We start from the raw sequence: 24,929 nt of genomic DNA, 5'->3' as shown, positions 1-24,929 counted from the left end.
TTAATCCAACAAATCTTCTTCATTTGTCTTAAAAGAATATCCACCAGCCTCTTCTTCGTCGGTGTCGATTTTGCCCATCAATTTTTGAAGCGCTTGCATTTGGCTCCAAATCTGCGGGTTCATCTCTTCCCCAAGACGCTGTTGCAATTCTTTAAACTCCGCTGCCAAGTCACGTTCTTGCATATAAAGCCTGTACGCATCTTCCCAGCCGCGAAGCACATCTTCAATGGGGCGATCAGGATGCAGAAATGCTTCATGCCCAATAAAGACACCACCCGTTTTGGCATGGAATCTATCCAGCAGAGATTTTAGCGGGCCTGAAAACCCATTTTCGTTGAGGTGACTTTGAAGCGTGCACGAGTCAAGGCCCAAATCCCCATCGACGGTCTTTAAAACTTCCTGACGAAGTTTGTCAAGCGACTCGGAAGCGAAAATCATCAAGCCAAGTCGTTCGCCGACCTCATCCATAATGTCCGGGTGCAAGATAACAGCGGTGATAAGCAAGGCTTCGCGCCAGTTTTGGGCATTCACTTTGGTGTTCAGGCTGCTTTTTGCTTCTAAATGGGTATGATGATTTTTTTTCTCATCTCGCCAGTTTTTATTTGGGGAAAAAGGTTTTTTTTCTTTTTTTGCTTTAATTTCCTTCCACATACGGGCGGTTAAGGCGGAAAGGAAATGTTTTTTTACCGATTCGTCTTCAATCTGAAAGGCATGTTTTTTCAAGCAGTCGTCGAGCAGGGCACGGTCTTCTGCTGTGTCAAAATTTTTCCCTTCACTTTCCATGCGCCATAGCAATTCTGATAAGGGAATGGCTTCATCCAGCACGGTCTGCATGGCTGCACGGCCTTCTGCTTGAATGAGGCTGTCTGGGTCTTCACCAGGGGGGAGATGGACAAAATGCAGGGAATAACCGGGCTTAAGATGGGGCAGGGCACGTTCAGCCCCGCGTGCTGCTGCGCGTTGTCCTGCCGCATCCCCATCAAAGCAAAGCAGCGGTGTTTTGCACATTTTCCACAAAAGCTGGATTTGTTCTTCGGTCAAGGCCGTGCCAAGGGGGGCGACTGCATTGGGGAAACCACCTTGGGCCAGCGCAATCACATCCATATAGCCTTCGGTGACGATGATCTGGTCGCGTTTATAGGCTTCTTCACGGGCTTGGGCGAGGCCGTAAAGCACGGTGCCTTTATGAAAAAGGGGTGTGTCCGGGGAGTTAAGATATTTCGGTTTGCCATCCCCGAGAATCCGCCCGCCAAAGGCAATGACCTTGCCGCGCCGATCTGTAATGGGGAACATGACCCGTTCACGAAAGCGTTCGTAAGGTTTGCGCTTTGGGTCATCCGGGCGAATGAGAAGACCAGCTTCAATCATCAAGCCTTCTTCGATCCCCTCGCGTTTCAGGGCTGCTTTCAGCCCCCCTTGAATGTTAGGGGCATAGCCAAGACGAAATCGTCTAATGGTGTCTTCTGAAAGACCGCGATCACGCAAGTAAGATAAACCCGCACGGCCTTCGGGCATGCGCAACATACGCTCATAATAAGCACAGGCTGCTTCCATCACATCATAAAGAGTGTTGCGTCGTTCCGTGCGTTCACGCTGTTCTGGTGTGTCTTGGGGGACTTCCATGCCTGCTTGAACAGCCAAACGTTCAACAGCTTCGGGGAAGTTGAGTCCCTCGGTGTTCATCACGAAATCCAGCGCACTGCCATGGGCACCACAGCCAAAGCAGTGATAGAATCCTTTGTCGTCATTAACGGTGAAAGAGGGGCTTTTTTCACTATGGAAGGGGCAAAGACCGGAATGTTCTTTGCCCTTTTTAATCAGTTTGACCCGCTTGCCGACAATATCTGAGACAGAGACACGGTTTCTAAGTTCGTCAACAAATCCGGGAGGTATTGCCATGTGTTAATCTCGTCATCCTCGCAGATGCGAGGATCTTTTTCACCGGGGAAAGAGGCCCCCGCATTCGCGAGGGCGACATAAATTTTTATTTAAGCCAGACGTTCTTTAATAATGGCACTGGCTTTACCGAAATCCATCTGTCCGGCATAACGGTCGCGCAATGCTTTCATGGTTGGCCCCATATCTTTCAGGCCGGATGCCCCCAGTTCTGTAATCAAGGCATCAACCACGTCTTTAATTTCATCTTCACTCATCTGCTTGGGCAGGAATTCTTCGATGATTTTAATTTCGCTGGCTTCTTGTTCCGCCAGTTCCAGTCGGCCACCATTTTCATACATGGTGATGCTGTCGCGGCGCTGTTTAACCATGGACTGAAGGAGGGAGAGAATCTCGTCTTCACCGATGCCATCGGGTTTGTCCTGTGTACGTGCCGCAATATCACGGTCTTTCAGGGCGGCCATAATCAAACGAAGGGTAGATACTTTGTGGGTATCCTTAGCTACCATCGCCTCTTTCAAGGCGGCTTTAATCTGCTCGCGAAGCATAATCTCGACATAAGTTGTTTAAAGGAAAGCAAGAAACTTATACTAAATCGCAACAAAAAGCAATAAAATACGGTTTTGTAAGGTGTTGATTCTAAAGGCTAAATTTTATTTTAGACTCCCTCTTGACGAAGGGTTAAGATTTCTTTATCAACGCGCCAATTTGCCTCAGGGCAATGATGAATATAGACAGCTCTTTTATAAAGGACACATGCTCATGTCGCAGACGCAAGCGCCGGTTGCTCCAATGCCGCCCAAGGCCCGTCCCAAAAACGCCAACGCCGCACTGGTATTGACGGATGGAACCGTTTTTTGGGGAAAAGGAGTCGGCCTTGAAGGCGTCGCGATTGGCGAAGTTTGTTTCAACACGTCGCTGACAGGCTATCAGGAAATTATGACTGATCCGTCTTATGCGGGCCAGATCATTACTTTTACCTTCCCACATATTGGTAACGTCGGCACCAACGCCGAAGATATTGAAACAGCAAAACCGGCAGCGCGCGGCTGTATTTTGGCTGCTGATATTACAGAGCCTGCCAACTGGCGTGCGGTTGAACATTTCGATAGCTGGATGAAAGCCTCCAATCTGGTGGGGATTTCCGGTGTGGATACCCGTAAGCTGACCCGCCACATTCGTGATAATGGCGCACCGGGCGGGACCATCATTCACTTACCTGCTGGTCAAGAGATTGATCTGGATGCGCTCAACACCATGGCAAATTCTTTCCCCGGTTTGGAAGGAATGGATTTGGCCAAGGATGTGATGTGCGACGCTCCTTATGAATGGGACGAAGCCGATTGGACCATGGGTGAAGGTTACGCCAAACAGGACGACCCGAAATACCATGTGGTTGCCGTTGATTTTGGTGCAAAGCGTAACATCCTGCGCTGCTTGGCGGCTGCTGGTTGTCGTGTAACTGTTGTACCGGGCAAAACATCTGCTGAAGATATTCTGGCGCACAACCCCGACGGGGTGTTCCTGTCCAACGGTCCGGGTGACCCGGCTGCCACAGGTGAATATGCGGTACCGATGATCCAGAAGGTTATGGAAAGCGGCAAGCCCATGTTCGGGATTTGCTTGGGCCATCAGATGACATGTCTGGCACTGGGGGCAAAAACATTCAAAATGCACCTTGGTCACCGTGGCGGTAACCACCCAGTGAAAGATCTGGAAACAAACAAGGTGGAAATCACATCTCAGAATCACGGTTTTGTGGTGGATGAAGAAACCTTGCCTGCGAATGCAAAAGTCACGCACCGTTCCCTGTTTGATAAAACAGTAGAAGGGATTGCGCTGGAAGATAAGCCGATCTTCTCTGTTCAGCATCACCCGGAAGCATCACCGGGTCCGCAGGACAGTCACTATCTATTTGATCGCTTTGTCGAACTGATGGCGAAAGCGAAATAAGATTATGACCCTTTCACAAAACGCAAGCAAACTCCTCAACGCCATGGCAGAAGATGATCAACTGCCAGGCGGGGCGTTTCGTGATGTGGAAGGGATTTGTGAAGAATTCATGGTGAGCTATGACAATCAGTCACAGCTTGCTGACTGGCTCGAAGAACTCTGTGAAGCCGGTGCTGTGATTTTGGAAGATCATGAACTGCATGTGTCCCCGACACCGCCGTTTCTGGCCTCCATTACGCTGCATGGTTTGGATATGGCAGGGTATTTGAGCAGATAATGATTTATCACTGCGCGTCATCCCGTACTTGTTACGGGATAAGCGTGGAAAGAAGATACGGGTGAAAACCCGCATGAGATCAGAAGGTAACCCCGCAACACGTGCGGGGTGACGGATGTGGAACTGGGGAACTCCCCATAAACGAAGGACGATAAGGTTAGTCATGCCAAAACGTACAGATATCAAATCAATTATGATTATTGGTGCAGGTCCGATTGTAATCGGTCAGGCTTGTGAGTTCGATTATTCAGGCGCACAAGCATGTAAGGCACTGCGTGAGGAAGGCTACCGTGTCATTCTGGTGAACTCCAACCCGGCAACAATCATGACGGATCCGTCCATGGCGGACGCGACCTACATTGAACCGATCACACCGGATGTGGTTGCCAAGATTTTGGAAAAAGAAAAGCCTGATGCACTACTGCCAACAATGGGGGGGCAGACAGCCTTGAACACGGCCTTGGCCCTGTATGAAAACGGCACGCTGGAACGCCTTGGGATCGAGATGATCGGCGCGACAGCAGATGCCATTGATAAGGCGGAAAACCGCGAACGCTTCCGCGAGGCTATGACCAAGATCGGTCTGGAAAACGCCAAGTCTCATGTCTGTCACACCCGTGCAGAAGCAAATGTTGCCCTTGAAGATATCGGCTTCCCGGTTATCATTCGCCCGTCTTTCACACTGGGGGGTACAGGCGGCGGTGTTGCCTATAACAAAGACGAGTTTGATCAGATCGTTGCTTCTGGTCTGGCGGCGTCCCCGACCTCAGAAGTTCTTGTTGAAGAATCTCTTCTGGGCTGGAAAGAATATGAGATGGAAGTGGTGCGTGATAAGGCCGATAACGCCATCATCATCTGTTCCATCGAAAACGTGGACCCGATGGGTGTTCACACTGGGGACTCCATCACTGTTGCCCCTGCCATGACGCTGACGGATAAAGAATATCAGCTCATGCGTAATGCCTCTTTGGCGGTCCTGCGTGAAATCGGTGTGGAAACTGGTGGGTCAAACGTACAGTTTACGGTAAACCCGGCGGATGGCCGTATCATCGTGATTGAGATGAACCCGCGTGTATCACGTTCTTCTGCGCTGGCCTCCAAGGCAACAGGTTTCCCGATTGCGAAAATCGCAGCGAAACTGGCTGTTGGCTTTACATTGGATGAGCTGGATAACGATATCACAGGCTGTACACCAGCTTCGTTTGAACCAAGCATCGACTATGTGGTTACAAAAATCCCGCGTTTCACTTTTGAAAAATTCCCGGGCACAGATGACAGCCTGTCTACAGCCATGAAGTCTGTAGGTGAGGCCATGGCTATCGGTCGTTCCTTCCAGGAATCCCTGCAAAAGGGCTTACGTTCCATGGAAACAGGTCTGACTGGCCTGAATGAAGTGGAAATCGAAGGCGCAGATGGCCCGGATGGCAAAATGGCGATTATTGGCGAGCTGGGCAAGCCGCGCTCTGATCGTTTGCTGGTCATCGCACAAGCCTTCCGTCATGGTTTGACACTGGAAGAAATCCATTCTGCTTGTAAGTACGAGCCATGGATGCTGCGCCAGATCGAAGGCATTATTGATGCGGAAAAAGAACTGATCGCCAATGGTCTGCCGGGCGAAGCTGATGACCTGCAACGCTATAAGAAAATGGGTTTCTCAGACAAACGTATTTCTGAACTGACAGGTAAAGACCTTGAAGTGGTGGCTTATCGCCGTCACGTGCTGAACATCCACCCGACATTTAAGCGTGTAGATACTTGTGCGGCTGAATTCCCGTCCAAGACATCTTACATGTATTCCGCTTATGAAGGCGACGGCATCACGGTTCCGGAATGTGAATCTGACCCGTCTGATCGTGAAAAAGTTGTCATTCTTGGTGGTGGCCCGAACCGTATTGGTCAGGGCATCGAATTTGACTATTGTTGTGTCCATGCCTCTTACGCGCTAAAAGAAGTCGGTTATGAAACCATCATGGTCAACTGTAACCCGGAAACGGTTTCCACAGACTATGATACCTCTGATCGCCTGTATTTTGAGCCGCTGACAGAAGAAGACGTGATCGAACTGATCCGCGTTGAACAAAGCAACGGCAAGTTTAAAGGGGTGATCGTTCAATATGGTGGTCAAACACCGTTGAAACTGGCCCATGCGCTGGAAAAAGCGGGTATTCCGATCCTCGGTACATCTGTGGATGCCATTGATTTGGCCGAAGATCGCGAGCGTTTCCAGCAGCTTCTGGCTGAGCTGGGCCTGAAACAACCGTCAAACGGTCTGGCGCGCACAGAAGAAGAAGCCTTTGCTGTGGCTGAAAGCATCGGCTTCCCGCTGGTGATCCGTCCGTCTTACGTTCTGGGTGGTCGTGCCATGGAAATCGTACACTCCATGGATCGTTTGAAACGTTACATGAAAGAAGCCGTTCAGGTTTCTGGTGACAGCCCGGTTCTGCTCGACAGCTTCTTGCAAGATGCGGTTGAGGTAGATGTGGACGCCGTTGGTGATGTGGACGGTAATGTCTATATCGCAGGCATCATGCAGCATATTGAGGAAGCGGGCATTCACTCTGGTGACTCTGCTTGTTCCCTGCCGCCGTACTCTTTGAAAGAGTCTGTCATTGAAGACCTGAAAAATCAGGCAATTGCCTTGGCAAAAGCCTTGAAAGTTGTCGGTCTGATGAACGTACAGTTCGCGGTGAAAGACGATGTGATCTATATCATCGAAGTGAACCCGCGTGCGTCGCGTACCGTTCCGTTTGTGGCAAAAGCAACAGGTATTCCGGTGGCGAAAATTGGTGCCCGTGTCATGGCTGGTGAAAAACTGGCTGACTTCGGCATCAAGGATGAATTGCCGAAACTGGACCATGTTGCGGTGAAAGAAGCCGTCTTCCCATTCTCCCGATTCCCAGGTGTTGATATTCTGCTCGGCCCGGAAATGAAGTCCACAGGCGAAGTCATGGGTCTGGATAAAGATTTCCCGACCGCCTTCTTGAAAGCGCAAATGGGGGCTGGCTCTCATCTGCCGACAGAAGGTTGTGCCTTTATCTCGGTTAAAGAGCGCGACAAGGAACAAATGGCAGGTCTGGCGAAGAAGCTGGTTGATATGGGCTTCACTGTTTTGGCCACATCAGGGACAGCTAAGTATCTGGAAGAAAAAGGCGTTTCTGCCAAGACGGTCAATAAAGTGATTGAAGGTCGCCCCCATTGTGTGGACTCCATCTTGAACAATGAAGTTCAGCTGGTGATCAATACAACGGAAGGTCAGCAAGCCATTCAGGACAGCTATTCCATCCGTCGTGAGACCCTGACACAAGGTGTGCCATACTATACGACAATGGCTGGTGCACGTGCTGCAGTGGATGCAATTGCAGCGCTTCGTGCAGAAACACTTGAAGTCGGATCGCTTCAGTCGTATTTTGATGCATCCTTCTAATTTATGAAGGAATTGGATTAGGCATCACGCCCCCGATGTATGCGGGGGCGTGATGTGTTTTTTATTGTTCGATAATGGGAAGAAGTTATGGATCGTATCCCCATGACGGCTGCGGGTTGTGCCCAGCTGGAAGAAGAATTGAAGAACCTGAAATCTGTGGAACGCCCAAATGTGATTGCGGCAATTGCAGAGGCTCGTGAACATGGCGACCTGTCAGAAAATGCGGAATATCATGCAGCCCGTGAAAAGCAGGGGTTCATTGAAGGTCGCATTAAAGAGCTGGAAGCCGTGATCAGTGTCGCAGAAGTCATTGACCCGACAACCTTGTCCGGTGATGTGGTTCGTTTTGGCGCGACTGTCTTGGTTGCAGATGAAGACACGGATGAAGAAACCACATATCAGATTGTAGGCCAGCATGAAGCCAATCTTGAGGGTGGTAAAATTTCCATCAGCTCTCCACTAGCACGGGGTCTAATTGGAAAATCCCTTGGTGATAGCGTCGAAGTGCGCACACCGGGTGGTTCCAAATCTTACGAGATTGTGGAAGTCGAATATAAGTGACCTCTTTTTAAAGAGGTTATCCTCGCGCATGCGGGGATCTTTTGGATGACGAAGTTTCCCGATCAAGCCGGGAATGACGTTCCCATAAAAAAAGCCGCCTCAGTGAAGGGCGGCTTTTTTGTGTTTATTCTGCATCGTCGTCGGGGAGGTCAACCTTGATCGGAACGCCGGGTGTGGTTTTGGCACTGCGAATCGTCATGGATGATTTGACATGGGCGACATTTGGGGCAGCGGTCAGGTTTTTGGTGAGGAACTGTTGATAAGAATCCCAGTCTTTTTCAACGATCTTCAGCAAGAAGTCCGTTTCACCGGCCAGCATGTGACATTCACGTACTTCGGGCCAGGATTTGACCAGTTCTTCAAAGGCATTGAGGTCAGCCTCTGCCTGACTGTTGAGCCCCACATGGGCAAAAACCGTGACGTTAAAGCCAAGAGCGGCCGGGTCAAGGTCAGCATGATACCCTTTCACAAAACCCGCTTCTTCCAGGGCGCGTACGCGGCGTAAACATGGGGGAGCTGAAATACCTGCACGTCGAGCCAGTTCCACATTCGTCATGCGACCGTCTTCTTGCAGGTCAGCAAGAATGCGGCGGTCGATTCGGTCAAGTTTGACCTTCTGCATAATAATTCTACTCCAAAAATACCGCGTTTGACGCAATGATATTACAATGTTGTGCGTTTGATGCCAAGAGAAGCTTGATAAATTATGAAATAAAATTTCCTTTTTTGAGGGAATTATCCGAAGAGATAGAAATAAAAAATGATGAAATTTTGAACAGTTAGAACGTTGTTTAGAAAATTCGTTCCGCTTTGTTAATTCTTTATTCTGTTGTTTTGAGTCATTTTAATGAAAGAAGCTATGGCATTGAAAAATAAAAGGCGTTACAGTTCACCTACATACAGCAACTTATGTCCTTACCTATTGAATATGGGGAGGGGGATAGGGCTGTAACCTAGTTTTGAATTATCTAATCTAATAAGGAAGATACTGATGTCTCAAGTTCTTGTGGGCCAAGAAGCACCTGACTTTACAGCACCGGCAGTCATGGGTGACAACTCTATTAATGATTCTTTCAACCTGAAAGAATATTTGAATGGCGATTACGGCGTTCTGTTCTTCTATCCGCTGGACTTCACATTCGTTTGTCCTTCTGAAATCCTTGCTTTTGATCACCGCGTAAAAGCATTTGAAGAGCGTGGCGCAAAAGTTATTGCTGTTTCCATCGATTCGCACTTCACACACCTGGCGTGGAAAAATACTCCGGTCAACGAAGGTGGTCTGGGTCAAGTTCAGTTCCCGATGGTTGCTGACATCACGAAAGAAATCATCAACAACTACGGCGTTGTAACTGGTCCGGGCATTGCGTTCCGTGGCACATTCATCATCGACAAAAACGGCGTTGTTCGTCACCAGCTGGTGAACGATCTGCCGTTGGGCCGTAACGTTGATGAAACAATCCGTACACTGGATGCGCTGCAGTTCCATGAAGAGCATGGCGAAGTTTGCCCGGCTGGCTGGAACAAAGGTGATTCTGGCATGACGGCAACACCGGACGGCGTTGCTGCATATCTGTCTGAAAATGCAGACAACCTCTAAGGCTTTATAAGTCTATAGAAATTCGAGAGAAGGGAGGCTTTTGGTCTCCCTTTTTTCATTCTGATTCTTAATCGCTTGCGTAAACGTGATCTGCTGCCTAGATTACTCGCCAGCAAAAAGTTGAATATAGATAATTAAGGATAGATTTTAATGTCCGAACAGCATCACTCCAAAGTTCTCATTCTTGGCTCTGGCCCGGCAGGCTATACGGCGGCAATCTATGCGGCACGTGCCAACCTGAAACCGATTCTGGTGAAAGGTCTGCAACCGGGTGGTCAGCTGACGATTACAACGGATGTTGAAAACTACCCCGGTTTTGCCGATCCCGTGCAAGGCCCGTGGTTGATGGATCAGTTCCATGCTCAGGCTGAAAATGTCGGGACAACCATGTTTGATGATACGATTATTGAAGCGGATCTATCCTCTCGCCCGTTCAAGCTGACAGGGGATTCCGGCACGGTTTATTCCGGTGATACCTTGATTATTTGTACAGGGGCATCAGCGCGTTGGTTGGGCCTTGAGTCTGAACAGAAATTCCAGGGCTTTGGCGTATCTGCCTGTGCTACATGTGACGGTTTCTTCTATCGTGATAAAGAAGTCGCTGTTGTTGGTGGCGGTAACACGGCTGTGGAAGAAGCGCTCTATCTGACGAACTTCGCATCAAAGGTCTATCTCATCCACCGCCGTGATGAGTTGCGTTCAGAAAAGATTTTGCAAGATCGTATTCTCAAGCATGAAAAAGTGGAAATGGTTTGGGATAGCGTCGTTGATGAAATCGTCGGTGATGATGACCCGTTTGGCGTGACAGGCGTGCGTGTCAAGAATGTGAAAACGGATGAAGTGAAAACCATCCCGGTTCATGGCACGTTCATTGCGATTGGTCATGATCCGAACACAGGCTTGTTTAAAGGCCAGCTGGATATGGATGATGAGAACTATATCAACACTGTGGCCGACAGTACGCAGACCAGCATTGAAGGTGTCTATGCGGCTGGTGATGTGCAGGATAAAACCTATCAGCAGGCGGTAACAGCGGCTGGAACAGGCTGTATGGCCGCTTTGGAAGCGGAACGTTTCCTTGGCGAACATGAAGACTAAAAACTAAGGGAAGCTGGCTTATCCCCGTGGTCATTCCCGGCTTGGTCGAGGATCTTTATGATCCCCTCATTCGCGAGGATGACGAGATGGCATGGGTAAAGCTTTCAAAACAATTTAGGCGAAAGGGCATTTTTCCCTTTCGCCTTTTTTGTCTATGCGCTATACGCATGGCATCTATGCGCTAAGTGAATGGAAGTCGAATGCACTGGGATAAATTACGTGTGTTTCATGCTGTGGCCGAAGCGGGCAGCTTTACACATGCAGGTGAAAATCTGAATTTGAGCCAATCGGCGGTCAGCCGCCAAATCAGTGCATTGGAAGAAAGCCTACAGGTGATTCTGTTTCACCGTCATGCACGGGGGCTGATTCTCACCGAACAAGGTGAGATGTTATATAAAACCGCCCATGATGTCTTTGCCAAGCTGGCAATGGTGGAAAGCCAGCTCAGCGAAAGTAAGGAAAAACCAGAAGGAACCTTGAAGATCACGACCACAGTGGCTTTTGGGTCGACGTGGTTAACGCCGAAATTGCGGGAATTTCTGGAGCTTTATCCCGAAATTGAAGTCAGTGTGGTGCTAACTGATAGCGAGCTGGACCTTGCCATGCGTGAGGCTGATGTGGCGATCCGGATGAGCCCGCCTAAACAGCCAGACTTGATTCAGCGTCATCTCTGGAGCATGCCTTATCATATTTACGGCGCACCGGAATATCTTAAAAAACATGGGATGCCGACAAACGCACAGGATTTGGATAATCACCGTATTATTGTCTATGGCGATGATGTGAAGCAACCCGTTCAAGGGTTGAACTGGCTGTTGTCTGCTGGGCGCAGTGATGGGACCAAGCGTACAGCGGCATTGCGCGTAAATAACGTTTATGGAATTTATCGTGCGGTGCAAAGTGGAATCGGTTTGGGAGCCTTGCCAGAATATATGAGCCGTGAAGTCGGAAACCTGGTTGAGATTCTCCCCGAATTGCGTGGTCCGGTGATTGATACTTATTTTGTATACCCGGAAGAGATGAGAAACTCTAAGCGAATTACGCTTTTTAGGGACTTTATTGTTCGAAAAATGGGTCAGGCAGTCTGACCTTAAAAATTGACTGAATGGTCAAAACCCGCAGAAAACCCATGAATATTCAATGGTATGCAAAAAATGCATATCAGGATTGAGTAATTAATAGTGGTCCTAGATGTTGGGAATATATACAAATGCTTTATCAACTTTGTTGCATCGCAGCAAAGTTTCTTCCCCTCAGGATTTTCCTGAGTGTGAGGGTCCCCTCCTCGGGTCGACCCTACGTCTCCCAGACGTGAAGCCTCCCTGTTAAAACTTGCCGGATCCTTTTGGATCCGGTTTTTTTTTAGATATTTCCCCCTAATTCAAAAGTATAAGTTTCTTTTATTTCAATATGTTGTGCGTTTGCTATGCGTAATGTGCATATGTGGGTTGAGGAAAAAGTTCTGGTGAAATTTACTTAAAAAGTCTAAATAAATTCTCAGCAAATGTTGCGACGCAGTATTTGCGGAGTTTTTCGGGGGAAGCCCCGAACCAGGGCCTTGATATTCAGGGTCCTACGTCTCCCAGACGTGAAGCCTCCCTGTTATAGACTTGCCGGGCTTTCCCCATAGGGCCCGGCTATTTTTTTGCCCAGTCGAAATAGAGACGGCGCAAATGCATGGTCAATTCACCAATCGGAAAGGGTTGATCTTCCAGCTGGGTCAGGGGGCCGACCTTAAAATAATTGCCGGTGCCGAAGATTTCATCGGCTGTGAAGAGTTCCTCAAAGGAAATCGCTGTTTCATGAACGCTTAGGCCGTCTGCCTGTGCAAGTTTAATGACGCGTTGGCGGGTAATTCCGTTGAGAAAAGTACCGTTGGCTTGGGGGGTGAAAAGTTCCCCGTCTTTAACATAAAAAAGATTGGTATAGGCAAATTCCGCCACATTGCCACTCGGGTCCAGAACAACGGCTGTATCAAACCCCTTTTCATTGGCTTCTGCGACGCAACGTCCCACGTTAGGGTAGAGACAGGAGGCTTTGGCATCTGTGGGTGCCATATCGCGTGCAGGGCGCCTAAAACTGGATTTGCAGGCACTGAACCCTGTGGGTTGGGGCAAGGGGGCTTCAAAGATAGTGAGAACAAAGCGGGTGCTGTTTGGATCAGGAGTAAGAAAGCCTGTTTCGCCATAAAACATGGGGCAAACATAAAGTTCTGTCCCCTTGGGGAATTTGGCAACGCCCTCCCAGGAAAGTTCAACAATTTCCTGCGCACTCAATATGGGAGCCATGCCGAGAATGCGTGCGGAATGAATGGCGCGTTGGCAGTGAAGCTCAAGGTCGGGGATCACCCCATCAAAAGCACGGGCACCATCAAAGACGGTTGAGGACAGCCAAACGCCATGGGTACGTGGCCCCATGATTTTGGGGTTGTCCTGTGTCCATTTTCCATCACAGTATGTCCAGGTCAGTCCGCTGCCAATATTTCCCATTCTTCTCTCCCTGTCGTATGTCTTTTATATATGTTGGGGGAGAGTGTGGGGATTTGAAGTTTTTTTTGACTTCGCAGCGGCGTTGTAAGCGACTCTGTAAAAGTTTCCCAATAAGTTCTCGTTCACGACTTGGTGAAAAAGAGGCGGGATGTAAATGTTTTGGGATGGGTCCGTTAAAACGGTTTTCAAGACAGGTCATGGCATTTTCCTTTTGTTAGGAAAATAGACCTAGTTAGAGTCGCCTAAAAAGTAAAGGGGAAGGGCGAATTATTGGGAGGCCCAGATAATTCGGTGAATCCAGACAATCTCTTCCATGGCAAAAGTACGATCTTCGTAATCGGGGTTCAGGGATTGCAGTTCAATTTTACGTGCAGAACGTCGGCGTAGCTGTTTGGCCATAACTTCGCCTTCGTGAGTCTTGACAATGACCCGATCCCCCCGGCGAATACTGGCGCTGGGGGAGACAAGCACAAGGTCGCCATCGCGATAAACCGGTTCCATACTGGCCCCTGTAATTTCCAGGGCATAGGCATTGGAGTCGGGAACATCGGGGAAGGGAATTTCATCCCAGCTACCGCCTGTGGGATAGCCCGCATCATCGAAAAAACCTTGAGACCCTGCTTGGGCCAGGCCAATCAGGGGCACATTGCGAATCACACCACGCCCTGTTTCTCCGTGAATATAGCCCATGAATTCTGTCAGGCTGGAATTTGTTGCCTCTAAAATCTTGGCAATACTTTCTGTGCTCGGCCAGCGGGCTTTTCCTTCCCGTGTCAGGCGTTTGCTTTTGTTAAATGTGGTGGGGTCCAAACCCGCTTTTTTGGCAAGGCCGGAAGCCGATAAACCATATTCTTGTGCCAGCCTGTCAACGGCGCGCCATATGTCTGCATGTTTTAACATAGGCGCATTATCATAGATGGAGGAAAATAATGCTATAGGAATTTTTTCAAAACTTTGAGTTGACTTGGGAATCTTTTGCTGTATTTAAATGTTCTTGTTGTGTTCTGATTAATTAATGCACCAGAGGGTTTTGTATATGTCAACGACGAGAAGAATTGTTTTGCCCCCCACCCATGATGTGGAAACAGTCCCTTTTGCGGATGGGGAAGAAGCCTGGTTTTGGTTTTCGCGCTGTCAGCTTATGCGGATGGATGGGGCACGCTTCATTGCCGGAATGGTGGAAACACCACGCCCGTGTGACCCAGATGATGTCTATCGCGCTGTCATGGATATTTATCGTCAGCGCCTGATTGAAAACCCCCATCTTCAGGTTTTGGGGGCCTATGGGGAGAAATTAACGCCGCCAGATGAATATGCCCGTGAAGAACAGCGTGATGTGCCGTTATGGAAAGAGGCGTTGGAACGTTTGGGCGATGCGCTACAAAAGAAAGGGATTGTACAATGTCAAAAGCGTTAGTGGTTTATAGCGACAATAGCGGATTATGGTGGTTAAGGTTTTTGCGTCCTGGCTTTCGCCATTGTTTTATTATTCTGGAAACAGACCGGGGGCATGTTTGGGTTGATCCGATGAGCCATCATTTGACGATCAAAGTTCTGGAAGGCTATGAGTTGACCGGTTTGATCTCATGGTATCACGAAATGGGAATGCGGGTTCAATCTGTTGAGATCGCTCAGGAACGGGCGCAAGCTTTTCCATGGGCACCCATGAGCTGTGTGGAAGTGGTGAAGCGTTTGTTGGGTATCCGTGATTGCTTTGTTCAGACACCTTGGCAGTTGTATCAATATATAAAAAGAACAAAAAGTGAAAATATAGGAAATAAAGTATTGACTTTTGTGTGAGTAGCTGCTAAATCTAGGCTCAGTCAACAGGAGAAGTGTGACTGGAGCCTTTCGGGAACCCCCGAAGGGCTTTTTTATTGGGCAATTGGAAGCAGCTTGAAGCTGCCTTTTTATAGTCCCGCAATATTTCAACAATTTAATAAGGAGAAGTCTTATGGGAGGAATGTTTTCCAGCCCGGAACCGCCTGCACCACCACCAGAGCCGCCAGCTCCGCCAGATCCGGCAGAAGCTGAACGTGAAGAGCGCCTGAAAAATATGGAACGCCGTCGCCGTGGTCGCCAAGGTACGATTCAAACCTCTTGGCGAGGCTTGGAGAAAAACGAAGGCAGTCAACAGACAGGCAAACAGTTATTAGGAGATTGATATGAGCGAACTCACACCGAAAGAGGTGCTGGAACGCTTTCAAAAGGCCAAGGAAAAACGTGGCATTTGGGAAGGGCACTGGCAGGAATGCTATGATTATGCCTTGCCTCATCGCAGCGGTTTTTTCAGTGGGGGCACACCAGGGGAAAAACGGGCCGACAAGTTGTTTGACGGAACCGCCCCTGATGCTGTGGACCAATTGGCCGCCAGTATGCTGGCCCACCTGACCCCGCCGTGGGCAAGATGGTTTGGCTTAACGGCTGGGCCGGAAGTTCCTGATGAGCAATTGCAACAGCTTAATCAGGAGCTGGACAAAGCATCTCAGGTGCTACAGACCCATTTTGAGCGTTCGAATTTTTCAATTGAAATGCACCAGTGCTTTCTTGATCTGGTTACGGTAGGCAGTGCCTGTTTGATGTTTGAAGAAGCCCCTGCCGGGGAGGCATCGGCCTTCCGCTTCTGTGCGGTTCCCTTATCACAAGTGATGCTGGAAGAAGGTTTAGGCGGCATGCTGACAGATACGTTCAGGCGCAGCGAAATGACCTTTGACCATTTGCGAACCCGTTTTGCAGAAAGTCAGCTGCCTGCTGATTTGATTGCACGGGCAGAAAAAAACAAGGACGATAAATATAGTGTCGTTGAAGCTGTGGTCGAAAATGGTCCGCGTTTTGATTATATCGCTGTGCTGGAACATGGGTATGCCCGCTTGGGGGAACCTGTTGTCTTGCGACGGGGAATGTTTAACCAATCCCCTTTCATCAGCTTTCGCTGGCTTAAGGCACCGGGGGAAAGCTATGGCCGCTCTCCGGTGATGAAGGCGCTGCCCGATATTAAAACGGCTAATAAGGTTGTGGAACTGGCCTTGAAAAATGCTTCCATTGCTGTTACCGGGATTTGGCAGGCCGATGATGATGGGGTGCTTAACCCGGCGACCATCAAACTGGTCCCCGGTACCATCATTCCTAAAGCAGTCGGCTCAGCAGGGCTGACACCGCTGCAAAGTCCGGGCAGTTTTGACTTGTCACAGGTCGTGTTGGAAGAATTGCGCAAGCGCATCCGTCATGCCTTGTTGGCTGATAAGCTTGGGGCAACCGATGGCAAGCAGATGACGGCCACCGAAGTGTTGGAACGTTCTGCTGAAATGGCACGAATTTTAGGGGCGACCTATGGCCGTTTGCAGGCGGAACTTCTGACACCTCTTGTGGTGCGGGCACTCTCAATCCTTAATCGTCGTGGTGAGGTCAATGGATTGCGCATTGATGGGCGTCATATTGACTTACAATATAAATCCCCGCTGGCGCGTCAGCAGACCCGCAAAGAGGCCCAAGATATTCTGGCCTGGATGCAATCTCTTGGCAGTATCGGACCACAGGCTATGGGGCTGATTGACCCGATCAAAACAGCGCGTTTTCTGGCCAAAGCCTATGGCGTTCCTGGTGAAATCCTTAAATCAGAGGAAGAGATGCAGCAAGACCCGGCCATGGGGGCTGCTGGGGGAATGGATATGGGACAGATTGGGGAGATGGCGCAGGAAATGATGCAAAACCCTGAACAGTTACAAGAAATGATGAAGGAGATGTCTAATGCCCAAACTCAGTGATCTCGGATGGGCCTGGTTTGATAAGGCGCTGAATGAAGGGGGCAGTAATGAAGTCCCCGAAGATTTACCCGCACAGTTTGCCCGGTGTTTTTCCGGCCCTGAAGGGGAGGCGGTTTTGTCCCATTTGGCGGAAATGACTTTAGCACGTCCCTTGGGGGCCAATGCCCATAACGGGATTTTACGTCATCTGGAAGGCCAGCGTTATTTGGTGTCTTACATGATGGGGTTGGTCCGACAGGGCCGTGAAGGGTAATAAAATAGGAACAAAAGGTGAATAAATATGACAAGTGTAATTGAAGACAAAAATGGGGCGGATTGTAATTGCCCGTCTTACCTGCCAAAGAAATTTTGGGATGAGCAAAAAGGGCAGGCCCGTCTGGAAGCGATGTCGCGCTCTTATCGTGATATGGAACGTAAAGTCGGGGCAGGTTTGCATCGTCAGGTCCCCGAACATCATTCACAATATTGCGTCGAATGTAAGAGTGACCTGTTTCAAAATGATGCAATGGTGAATGAACGGTTGCATCGTGCGGGATTCAGTAATGAACAGGTGCAGCTGGTTTATGATCTGGCCCATGAGGCGTTGGAACCCCTTGTGGTAGAAATCATGGCAGAACTCCATGCTCAGCAACAGGTTGACCGCCTTTGCGAAAAATTTGGTGGGGAAGAGCGCTGGCTGGAAACCGCACGTCAGTTGCGCACCTGGGGCGCACAAAAATTCGGCCCTGATGCGTTGGAGGCCATGGGCTGTTCTTATGACGGGGTGATGACCTTGTATGACATGATGAATAAAGGAGAAGGGGAGCCATCCATGGCCCGTGTTCACGATGCTCATGGTCTACGTAGTGAAGATGACGTACGTAAATTGATGCGTGATCCCCGCTATTGGCGTGATCGTGATCCGATGATTGTCGAACAGGTACGTAACGGTTTTCGCCGTTTGTATCCCGATTAATTTGAGGTGTCATTTCTGTTGATATGGAAAGCCCGTTGTCGGGCCCCCCGCCTTTTGTGCGGGGGTGACACACTTTATTATAAGAAGGAGGAAGAACAATGAACGGACGTGAATTGGAAGTGGTCTTTAGCGGTGTACATACTCTGCCAGAAGGCTATCGCAGTGCCTTGTCTCAGGCTTTATCCTGGGAAGCTCTCTGTTATTTGCTCAATGGACTGTCAATCAATCTGGAAGGGCTGGTGGATTTAGAGGAAAGAGAAGCTGACGGCATGGCTTGAGCCTGTGTATAGTGAGGATATGACTGATCCAATTTTATATAGTTTTCGCCGTTGCCCTTATGCCATGCGTGCACGTATGGCCTTATATGCCAGTGGCCTGTCCATTGAATTGCGCGAAGTGGTCTTGCGGGAGAAGCCCAAAGCCATGCTGGATATCTCCCCAAAGGGCACTGTGCCTGTGTTGCAATTAGCTGATGGCCGTGTGATTGATGAAAGTCGTGATATTATGCGCTGGGCTTTGGGGCAACATGACCCCGAAGGCTGGTTGCAAGGCGATCAAATCGTGGTGGACAATCTGCTTGATCGCAACGATGGGGTGTTTAAGGATTATCTGGACGGCTATAAATATTATGCCCGTTATGAGGATGTCGATCCCCTTGAACAGCGAGCAAAAGCAGAAGTTATTTTAGCGGATTTGAATAGCCGTTTGGAGGCTGCGCCTTTTTTGGGTGGACAACAGGTAAATATGGCGGATTACGGAATTTTTCCCTTTATCCGTCAGTTTGCCTTTGTCGATATCCACTGGTTCAGACAGAGCCCTTATTCTGCGCTCGTTGCCTGGTTTGAACAGTTTCTCGAAAATGAAACCTTCAAGCAAGTGATGAAAAAACACAGGCAATGGCAAGAAGGAGATACGCCTGTTTTCCTGAAAGAGGGATGAGAGCGTTAACTCATAAAGGCTTTAGTCATCAGATAAAATATCGTCAATCAGATCGACCAGCTTGTGGATAATAATAGGCTTTTCCAAAACGGCGCGGGCACCAATCTGATTGGCAATTTCAAGAAATTCAGTGCTGGAAGACATGATCAGAACCGGAATAGTGGGCAATTGATCTCGTAGTTCAATCAAAGTGCCAAGCCCATCTTTGTCTTCCATCAAAATATCACTGATCACCAGATCAATTTCATGGGTTTTACATTTCTCCGCTGAATTAATTCCATTTTCAGCCGTGACGACGTTGTAACCCGCTTTTTGCAGCCCAAGTTGCAGGATATCGCGAATGATTTCGTCATCGTCGATTACAAAGATGTTTTTCATTTTCAATTCCTACAGGGGCTTTTTTTCAGATAAAGAGATACACTACTTTGCACGCTCTTATCACGTTTCACAAGAGAAGATGCTTGAATTTATACGTTTTTTTACGGAGTTTCGACATATGTAGAAGTTTTTCAGGGGGCGATAGCTTTTCACAGGTTGTGCTGTTCTGGAAAACTGAATTTAGGAGGGAGCTTCTCCTTGTCCTTTGTTCCTACAGGGGTGTGATATTTTTTGAAAAAAATGAATTTAGGGCTTGCATGTGTTCGTGTTATGTTCTATATTCAGTCTCAGTCAACAGGAGAAGTGTGACCAGAGTGGTTTTCCCTCTCTCTGCGTCCAGTATACGCTGAAAAAAGTTCTTTATCTTGGAGGTCTTTTTGGAAACGAGTGAGAGCTTTTTGGGCATAACGGCATTTAAGGTTGATAGCCTTACGAAAGTATTTTTTGATCATAGGAATGTCGTTTAAGAACCTGTCTGTCCCCCAATTATTATTTTCAGGGTTGGACAAAAATAGAGCGAACTCAAGGTAGGCTGGGGGGTATTGCTGTGCGACAGCACGTTCTAGAAAGTATCTTTGGGTTGTCGTATCTTTTAACCCGCCGAAAAGGTTGGCTAATCTATAGCTAGCGTAGCCACTTCCTTTTATAGAAAGCTCAATTAAGAAACGCAGGGCAACAGTTTGAGGCCATTTTTGAGAGCCATACTTCCATGTGTAGTTTTTAAATAAGCCTGATGCGTGTTTTGCACCGGGTTCATCTAATTTATCGGCTTTGTTGAGATAAGTTCCGATATCTTGAATACCATTTTCTATATGTGCAAAAGCAAGGTTATTGATTGCGTGTGTCAGGTTGAAAGTTTTCTGATCTCCGCCAGGTTTAGGACAAGATAGAGCTGGAGAAGCAAAGAAAATTATGAATAAAAAGACAATTCTCATTCTGTTTTTTGTAATTGTTGGTTGTTGCAATGTTTGGAGTTTTTCTTGATTAAGGTCGCCAGCATTTTCTTAAGGTAGGGGCAGGGCATCTGTATAAAAATCTTTCTTCAAAAGATTGTGCAACTCCACGCCAGTGTGCGGCTTTCTTCATATCTCTTGGAAAGAAAAGGTTGGAGCTATAGGTAACTGCAATTCTTTGAGCTCTGAGGGCTTGAAGGCGGTAATCTCCTCCACAGCGGAATAAAATCTCATAGAGAGCTGTTTTTTCCAGTTGCTCAGCGGCTTTTCTTGCCTCTGGTGAAGAGGTGGTATGTTGAAGGATAACAGCATATTTAAATTGAGACATGGCATCATTTTGTCGCGTCACACTTTTTCCATATCATTTTCTGATTTTTTGTAGATCGCAGGGAGGTTGGCTGCAATGGAGTTCCAGAGCAATTTTATACCAAGTCTTTTCAGGTGTTTGTTGACTGTGAACAGAACAACCCGTCAGCAGGATGATACATAATAGATGTTTTATCCCCATAGCCATTTTCCTTTGATCAGATGTTATCTCCCTTATGGATGGGGGTGGGATGTTTTTGTGAGAAAAGGAAACTCTAAAATCCAAATGGTATGGCGCTATGACACCATCGGTGTGGTAAGGGGGATTGATAGGCTTTTCCTATGCCTAAAACGCAAAGATCGCGAATCGCTTGTTCTCTATGGGAAGGGGCAGTATCGGGTGCGGATATAAAACCGAGGAGAAGGTTCGGGATTTGGTGTTTCTTTTCAGGAAGGTAGAGGTGGATGTAGTGCGCGAGTTCATATTTGGCTTCCGTGCAATTCAATGCGATTGCTTTTTGGAAATAATTATAAATCAGCCATTTATGTTTGGGGGCATGGAACTGGAGAGGGGAAGTGTCGAAGAGTGTTGTTGCAAATCGTGCGGATGCATAGTCGAAAAAGGCCGGGGGATAGTTTTGCTCAGCTGCTTTACCTAAATAATGAAGAATTTTATTGCCTTCTTTCGTGCTGCTGAAACGTGAGGTTAAGGTATAAGAGGCAAAGCCAACCCCTGAATCTGAAAGTTGTATTAAGAAAGCTGTACTGGCTTTTGATGGCCATAGTGTTTCTCCATATGTTTTTTCAAAACTCTGGAGAGTTTGTGCAACAATGTTTGCATATTTTTCTTTAGCTTTAAGCGCCTTGTTAATCTGTACACGGGCTTTGTCTAATGAGCCATGAACATGTCCACTTCCAGCCCTTTCGATAGCCTGGATTAGAGGGGAAGTAACATCAGGTTCAGGGCAAGCTGATACTGACATGTTTATAAACAACAGGGTGATGAAGGGTATGTATCGCATTATGAGATATGCACTAATTCAAAATTATTTTCAGGAATGGCATTGAAGGAGGAAAGAGAATTTTTTCATTGCTCTACTCTCAGGTCATTTTGACCATAAGAGGAATATCTATCGTATAAGTCTTGGGAAAAACGCTCGCGGCACTCTTTATGTAGATCGTAAAAATATCCTGATGCGGCCTGTCTTTCCTTTTCCTGACTGACTTGGATGCGCCGTTTCCAATAGGCATGTTCATGAGCTTGTTGGGTCGAGTTGGCTTCACCCATCATCACAATTTGAGAGAACATATTATCGAACTCTGCCAGATATGGATAAAGCGTGTCGTTAACCCCCTGTTTGTCTGCAGATTCCATATCCAAAAACCAATGATACTCTCGCGCCTGTCCACAGCCTTTTTCAACGGCTTTAAAGGCCCAATAAACAGCGGTTTGATTTGTGTTGAGAATATGATGATAGAGGGATGCCAGATAAAGCATTCCTGTGGGATGTCCCTGGCGTGCGGCGTGAAGAAAACCGTAAAAAGCCTCTTCGTCATTATTGGAATAATAGACCAAACCATACATCATGGCGGCATCGGCATTGTGGGTGACGTAAGGCGTGATAAGCGGCAGTATTTTTGCCCGATTGTCATAGTCGTCTTTTAGATACATACGGGCCAGCAGAACATGGGCCTCTTCGGAAGTTTGCTGTTCCAAAGCAGCTTGAATGCGCGACTTATCGGCAAAGTCGGACCAATATGTTTCAGGTATGCCTTGGTAAGGCACAGGTTGTGGGCTGTGAACAGAACACCCCGCCAGCAGGATGACACATAATAGATGTTTAATCCTCATGGATATTTTTCCTTAGAAGCTAATGCTCTCTCTCTTATGGATGGGGGAGGGGGATTAATTCATGCAGACGGCATTTAAATCATATAGGGGAAGCTTACTGCGTCTTATTCTCTCTTTGTGGGCTTTATCGGCTTGTCTTTCCCAATATAAAGCTTCGACGGGATTGATGGCATCAAGATATAGAGACATGTCCCATCGTGCACTAACACTGCCTTCTATAGCGGCAAATAAGGTTAGCTCTATAAGTTCTTCTTTTGAAATAAAGCGGTTTTGATAAGCCTTGAGAAAACCCAAGGCTGCGGGGCAGCCGTGTTTCAGTGCTCTCAGCGTAAAGTCATACGCTGTTTTTGGGTCATCAAAATCATGATGATAAATACTGCCGACATAGAGCATTGCAGCAGCACTTTTTAAGGCAGCAGCGTTTAGAAAATTGTTTAAGACTTGGGTTTGGTTTGGTTGTTTTTGCTGGACTAGCGCATAAAGATAAGCAGCCTGTGCATTTGTTTTTTTGAAGGGGGATACAAGAGTGGTGACTTCTTCCCTCCATGATTCGTCCCTGTCTGTAAGTTGGGTCTGTGCAATTTTAAGCTGTGCTAATAAGGCTGCTGCATCGGCAGAGTTATGGATGCTTAATGCCTTGTGTAATTGGGTTGTCGCATGAGGAATATTTCTAATTTCATATATATGCCGTTCAGCTGATTGAAGGTATGCGCTTTCACTGAGTAGATTTGTTTCAGGTTCAGAGGTGCAAGCAGATATGAAAACTAGAACAATGAAAGAGAGTTTTTTCATCGTTTTACTCTCAGATCATTTTGACCATAAGAAGAAAATCTATCGTATAAGTCTTGGGAAAAACGCTCGCGGCACTCTTTATGTAGATCGTAAAAATATCCTGATGCGGCCTGTCTTTCCTTTTCCTGACTGACTTGGATGCGTCGTTTCCAATAGGCATGTTCATGAGGTTGTTGGGTTGAGTTGGCTTTACCCATCATCACAATCTGAGAGAACATATTATCGAACTCCGCCATGTATGGATAAAGCGTGTCGTTAAGCTCCTGTTTGTCTTCAGATTCCATATCTAAAATCCAATGATAGTTGCGTGCAATCCCACAGCCTTTTTCAACGGCTTTAAAGGCCCAATAAACAGCGGTTCTATTTCTGTTGAGAATATGATGATAATGTGATGCCAGATAAAGCATTCCTGTGGGATGCCCCTGTCGTGCGGCGTGAAGAAAACCGTAAAAAGCCTCTTCATCATTATTGGAATAATAGACCAGACCATACATCATGGCGGCATCGGCATTGTGGGTGACGTAAGGCGTGATGAGCGGCAGTATTTTTGCCCGATTGTCATAGTTGTCTTTTAAATATATGCGGGCCAGCAGAACATGGGTCTCTTCGGAAGTTTGCTGTTCCAAAGCAGCTTGAATGCGCGATTTATCGGCAAAGTCGGACCAATATGTTTCCGGTATGCCTTGGTAAGGCACAGGTTGTTGGCTGTGAAGAGAACACCCCGCCAACAGGATGATACATAATAGATGTTTAATCCTCATGGATGTTTTTCCTGAACAAAGTAAAGGATTTGCTACACCAACGTTCTTCAATCGGCAGGGCATTGGCTTTGCCTACACCAAGAACGCAGAGGTCAATGATTGCGTCTTCACGGTGTGAGGGGAGAGCGTCTTTGTCATCAATATAATCAAGAAGCAGTGGAATGACTTCATGCTCTTTTTCAGGGATGAAATGATAGATGTATTGGGCAAGCATGTATTTGGGTAAGGCACAGCCGTGGCTTATTGAAACCTTGTAGCTGTCGTATATAACCCACCGGTTTTGGGGGTAGTTTAAAGATGATATATCTTCGTATTCCAGGTCACTCAGGTAATCTGCATAGACTTCAAAAGCCGGGAGATAATTCTGCTCTACGGCCTTTTTGATATAACGGGCACTTTGAGTTTGGTTCTCTCGCCAGATTTTAGAGGCATAGGCAAAACTGGCATAGCCGACACCTAGGTGAGATGCTTCTTTCAGGAACTTTAATTTCGTGTCTCGGGACCATGCTTCGTTCCCGTGCTCGTCTTTATATGTTTTGAAAAGGTTATAGACCTGTTCGCCATAAGGTTCGTTAAGAGCAACACTTTTCTGAAAAAAGGTTTCTGCCCTGTTTATGCCATTTTCATAGTTCGCTGTAGGGAGATGAATTCCATAGACCAAAGGGGTTGCGGTATTGTCTTCATCCGGACAGGCATGTGCGGCGTTTAGCGAGGCAATAAGGGCATATGATATTAAAAAATATAAATATTTCATTTTTTTGTCCATTTTTAACGCATGTATTTAAATGCAATATGGATGGTTTTGGCAACTTTTAAGGAGAGATAAATGTCAGGCGTAACGAGAAGTGATGTTGAAGGGTATTTAGCAGATTTAAAAAATGCAAAATGTCGTCTTGATCAAGCTTTAGAAAAGAAGCGAAAAGGCACTTGGAGA

Annotated in this window: 28 protein-coding genes; 15 read left to right on the top strand and 13 right to left on the bottom strand. The window is 47.5% G+C overall.

Going from position 1 to position 24,929, the window contains the following annotated elements:
- Complete coding sequence (gene dnaG, locus E4K71_RS12035; protein ID WP_135079893.1) at positions 1–1,899, bottom strand: DNA primase; 1,899 nt, start codon at positions 1,897–1,899, stop codon at positions 1–3.
- Positions 1,900–1,988: 89 nt separating this feature from the next.
- Positions 1,989–2,444, bottom strand: coding sequence for a GatB/YqeY domain-containing protein (locus tag E4K71_RS12030; RefSeq protein ID WP_135079891.1), 456 nt, complete (start codon positions 2,442–2,444; stop codon positions 1,989–1,991).
- 244 nt (positions 2,445–2,688) lie between these two features.
- Between E4K71_RS12030 and carA the strand changes: the two genes are divergently transcribed.
- From carA to greA, 4 genes are all read left to right on the top strand, one after another.
- Positions 2,689–3,849: a glutamine-hydrolyzing carbamoyl-phosphate synthase small subunit gene (carA, locus tag E4K71_RS12025; RefSeq protein WP_240796918.1), complete on the top strand. Its 1,161-nt coding sequence runs from the start codon at positions 2,689–2,691 to the stop codon at positions 3,847–3,849.
- Between the two features lie 4 nt (positions 3,850–3,853).
- Positions 3,854–4,126 (top strand): hypothetical protein, encoded by a 273-nt coding sequence (locus tag E4K71_RS12020; RefSeq protein WP_135079887.1) that lies wholly within the window; start codon positions 3,854–3,856, stop codon positions 4,124–4,126.
- A 163-nt stretch (positions 4,127–4,289) separates the two neighbouring features.
- Positions 4,290–7,550, top strand: coding sequence for a carbamoyl-phosphate synthase large subunit (gene carB / locus E4K71_RS12015; RefSeq protein ID WP_135079885.1), 3,261 nt, complete (start codon positions 4,290–4,292; stop codon positions 7,548–7,550).
- Between the two features lie 87 nt (positions 7,551–7,637).
- Entirely contained in the window at positions 7,638–8,111 is a 474-nt protein-coding gene (greA, locus tag E4K71_RS12010) for a transcription elongation factor GreA (RefSeq protein WP_135079883.1), read from the top strand.
- A gap of 124 nt (positions 8,112–8,235) precedes the next feature.
- On the opposite strand, the gene E4K71_RS12005 is transcribed toward greA, so the two are convergent.
- Positions 8,236–8,733, bottom strand: a complete 498-nt coding sequence (locus E4K71_RS12005; RefSeq protein WP_167730501.1) for an Lrp/AsnC family transcriptional regulator — start codon at positions 8,731–8,733, stop codon at positions 8,236–8,238.
- Positions 8,734–9,102: 369 nt separating this feature from the next.
- Between E4K71_RS12005 and E4K71_RS12000 the strand changes: the two genes are divergently transcribed.
- The 3 genes from E4K71_RS12000 (at position 9,103) to E4K71_RS11990 (ending at position 11,894) form a co-directional block, all read left to right on the top strand.
- Complete coding sequence (locus tag E4K71_RS12000; RefSeq protein WP_135079881.1) at positions 9,103–9,708, top strand: peroxiredoxin; 606 nt, start codon at positions 9,103–9,105, stop codon at positions 9,706–9,708.
- Between the two features lie 150 nt (positions 9,709–9,858).
- Positions 9,859–10,806, top strand: a complete 948-nt coding sequence (gene trxB, locus E4K71_RS11995; RefSeq protein ID WP_135079879.1) for a thioredoxin-disulfide reductase — start codon at positions 9,859–9,861, stop codon at positions 10,804–10,806.
- A 200-nt stretch (positions 10,807–11,006) separates the two neighbouring features.
- On the top strand, positions 11,007–11,894 hold the full coding sequence (locus E4K71_RS11990; protein ID WP_135079877.1) for a LysR family transcriptional regulator: 888 nt from the start codon (positions 11,007–11,009) through the stop codon (positions 11,892–11,894).
- 549 nt (positions 11,895–12,443) lie between these two features.
- On the opposite strand, the gene E4K71_RS11985 is transcribed toward E4K71_RS11990, so the two are convergent.
- Both E4K71_RS11985 and E4K71_RS11980 read right to left on the bottom strand, forming a co-directional pair.
- Entirely contained in the window at positions 12,444–13,295 is an 852-nt protein-coding gene (locus tag E4K71_RS11985) for a branched-chain amino acid aminotransferase (RefSeq protein WP_135079875.1), read from the bottom strand.
- Positions 13,296–13,562: 267 nt separating this feature from the next.
- A complete protein-coding gene (locus tag E4K71_RS11980; RefSeq protein ID WP_135079873.1) occupies positions 13,563–14,195 on the bottom strand; it encodes a helix-turn-helix transcriptional regulator in 633 nt (210 codons plus the stop codon).
- A 136-nt stretch (positions 14,196–14,331) separates the two neighbouring features.
- On the opposite strand from E4K71_RS11980, the gene E4K71_RS11975 reads away from it, so the two are divergent.
- The 8 genes from E4K71_RS11975 to E4K71_RS11940 all read left to right on the top strand — a co-directional run bounded on the left by E4K71_RS11975 (position 14,332) and on the right by E4K71_RS11940 (position 18,953).
- The gene (locus tag E4K71_RS11975; RefSeq protein ID WP_135079871.1) at positions 14,332–14,712 is read left to right on the top strand and encodes a hypothetical protein; all 381 of its coding nucleotides are present in this window, start codon (positions 14,332–14,334) and stop codon (positions 14,710–14,712) included.
- Positions 14,697–15,095, top strand: a complete 399-nt coding sequence (locus E4K71_RS11970; protein ID WP_135079869.1) for a hypothetical protein — start codon at positions 14,697–14,699, stop codon at positions 15,093–15,095. The genes E4K71_RS11975 and E4K71_RS11970 overlap by 16 nt, the downstream gene beginning before the upstream one ends.
- A 154-nt stretch (positions 15,096–15,249) precedes the next feature.
- Positions 15,250–15,459, top strand: coding sequence for a hypothetical protein (locus E4K71_RS11965; RefSeq protein ID WP_135079867.1), 210 nt, complete (start codon positions 15,250–15,252; stop codon positions 15,457–15,459).
- Between the two features lies 1 nt (position 15,460).
- Positions 15,461–17,059, top strand: a complete 1,599-nt coding sequence (locus tag E4K71_RS11960; protein ID WP_135079865.1) for a portal protein — start codon at positions 15,461–15,463, stop codon at positions 17,057–17,059.
- Positions 17,043–17,312: a hypothetical protein gene (locus E4K71_RS11955; protein ID WP_135079864.1), complete on the top strand. Its 270-nt coding sequence runs from the start codon at positions 17,043–17,045 to the stop codon at positions 17,310–17,312. The genes E4K71_RS11960 and E4K71_RS11955 overlap by 17 nt, the downstream gene beginning before the upstream one ends.
- A gap of 27 nt (positions 17,313–17,339) precedes the next feature.
- Positions 17,340–18,014: a hypothetical protein gene (locus E4K71_RS11950; RefSeq protein ID WP_135079862.1), complete on the top strand. Its 675-nt coding sequence runs from the start codon at positions 17,340–17,342 to the stop codon at positions 18,012–18,014.
- A gap of 98 nt (positions 18,015–18,112) precedes the next feature.
- Positions 18,113–18,292 (top strand): hypothetical protein, encoded by a 180-nt coding sequence (locus E4K71_RS11945; RefSeq protein WP_135079860.1) that lies wholly within the window; start codon positions 18,113–18,115, stop codon positions 18,290–18,292.
- 19 nt (positions 18,293–18,311) lie between these two features.
- Complete coding sequence (locus E4K71_RS11940; RefSeq protein ID WP_135079858.1) at positions 18,312–18,953, top strand: glutathione S-transferase; 642 nt, start codon at positions 18,312–18,314, stop codon at positions 18,951–18,953.
- A 21-nt stretch (positions 18,954–18,974) separates the two neighbouring features.
- Here E4K71_RS11940 and E4K71_RS11935 read toward each other — a convergent pair whose 3' ends face one another.
- The 8 genes from E4K71_RS11935 to E4K71_RS11900 form a co-directional block, all read right to left on the bottom strand.
- On the bottom strand, positions 18,975–19,331 hold the full coding sequence (locus E4K71_RS11935) for a response regulator (RefSeq protein ID WP_135079856.1): 357 nt from the start codon (positions 19,329–19,331) through the stop codon (positions 18,975–18,977).
- 287 nt (positions 19,332–19,618) lie between these two features.
- A complete protein-coding gene (locus E4K71_RS11930; protein ID WP_135079854.1) occupies positions 19,619–20,296 on the bottom strand; it encodes a hypothetical protein in 678 nt (225 codons plus the stop codon).
- 19 nt (positions 20,297–20,315) lie between these two features.
- Positions 20,316–20,612: a hypothetical protein gene (locus tag E4K71_RS11925; RefSeq protein WP_135079852.1), complete on the bottom strand. Its 297-nt coding sequence runs from the start codon at positions 20,610–20,612 to the stop codon at positions 20,316–20,318.
- A 253-nt stretch (positions 20,613–20,865) separates the two neighbouring features.
- Entirely contained in the window at positions 20,866–21,573 is a 708-nt protein-coding gene (locus E4K71_RS11920; RefSeq protein WP_135079850.1) for a hypothetical protein, read from the bottom strand.
- A gap of 104 nt (positions 21,574–21,677) precedes the next feature.
- Positions 21,678–22,442 (bottom strand): hypothetical protein, encoded by a 765-nt coding sequence (locus tag E4K71_RS11915; protein ID WP_135079848.1) that lies wholly within the window; start codon positions 22,440–22,442, stop codon positions 21,678–21,680.
- 54 nt (positions 22,443–22,496) lie between these two features.
- Complete coding sequence (locus tag E4K71_RS11910; protein WP_135079846.1) at positions 22,497–23,234, bottom strand: hypothetical protein; 738 nt, start codon at positions 23,232–23,234, stop codon at positions 22,497–22,499.
- Complete coding sequence (locus E4K71_RS11905; protein WP_135079844.1) at positions 23,231–23,995, bottom strand: hypothetical protein; 765 nt, start codon at positions 23,993–23,995, stop codon at positions 23,231–23,233. Before E4K71_RS11905 ends, E4K71_RS11910 begins: the two co-directional genes overlap by 4 nt.
- On the bottom strand, positions 23,985–24,749 hold the full coding sequence (locus tag E4K71_RS11900; RefSeq protein ID WP_135079843.1) for a hypothetical protein: 765 nt from the start codon (positions 24,747–24,749) through the stop codon (positions 23,985–23,987). The genes E4K71_RS11905 and E4K71_RS11900 overlap by 11 nt, the downstream gene beginning before the upstream one ends.
- Positions 24,750–24,929 lie beyond the last annotated feature (180 nt).

The sequence above is a fragment of the Terasakiella sp. SH-1 genome, from assembly GCF_004564135.1.
Classification (GTDB): Bacteria; Pseudomonadota; Alphaproteobacteria; order Rhodospirillales; family Terasakiellaceae; genus Terasakiella.
This window is presented reverse-complemented; position numbering and strand designations above follow the sequence as displayed.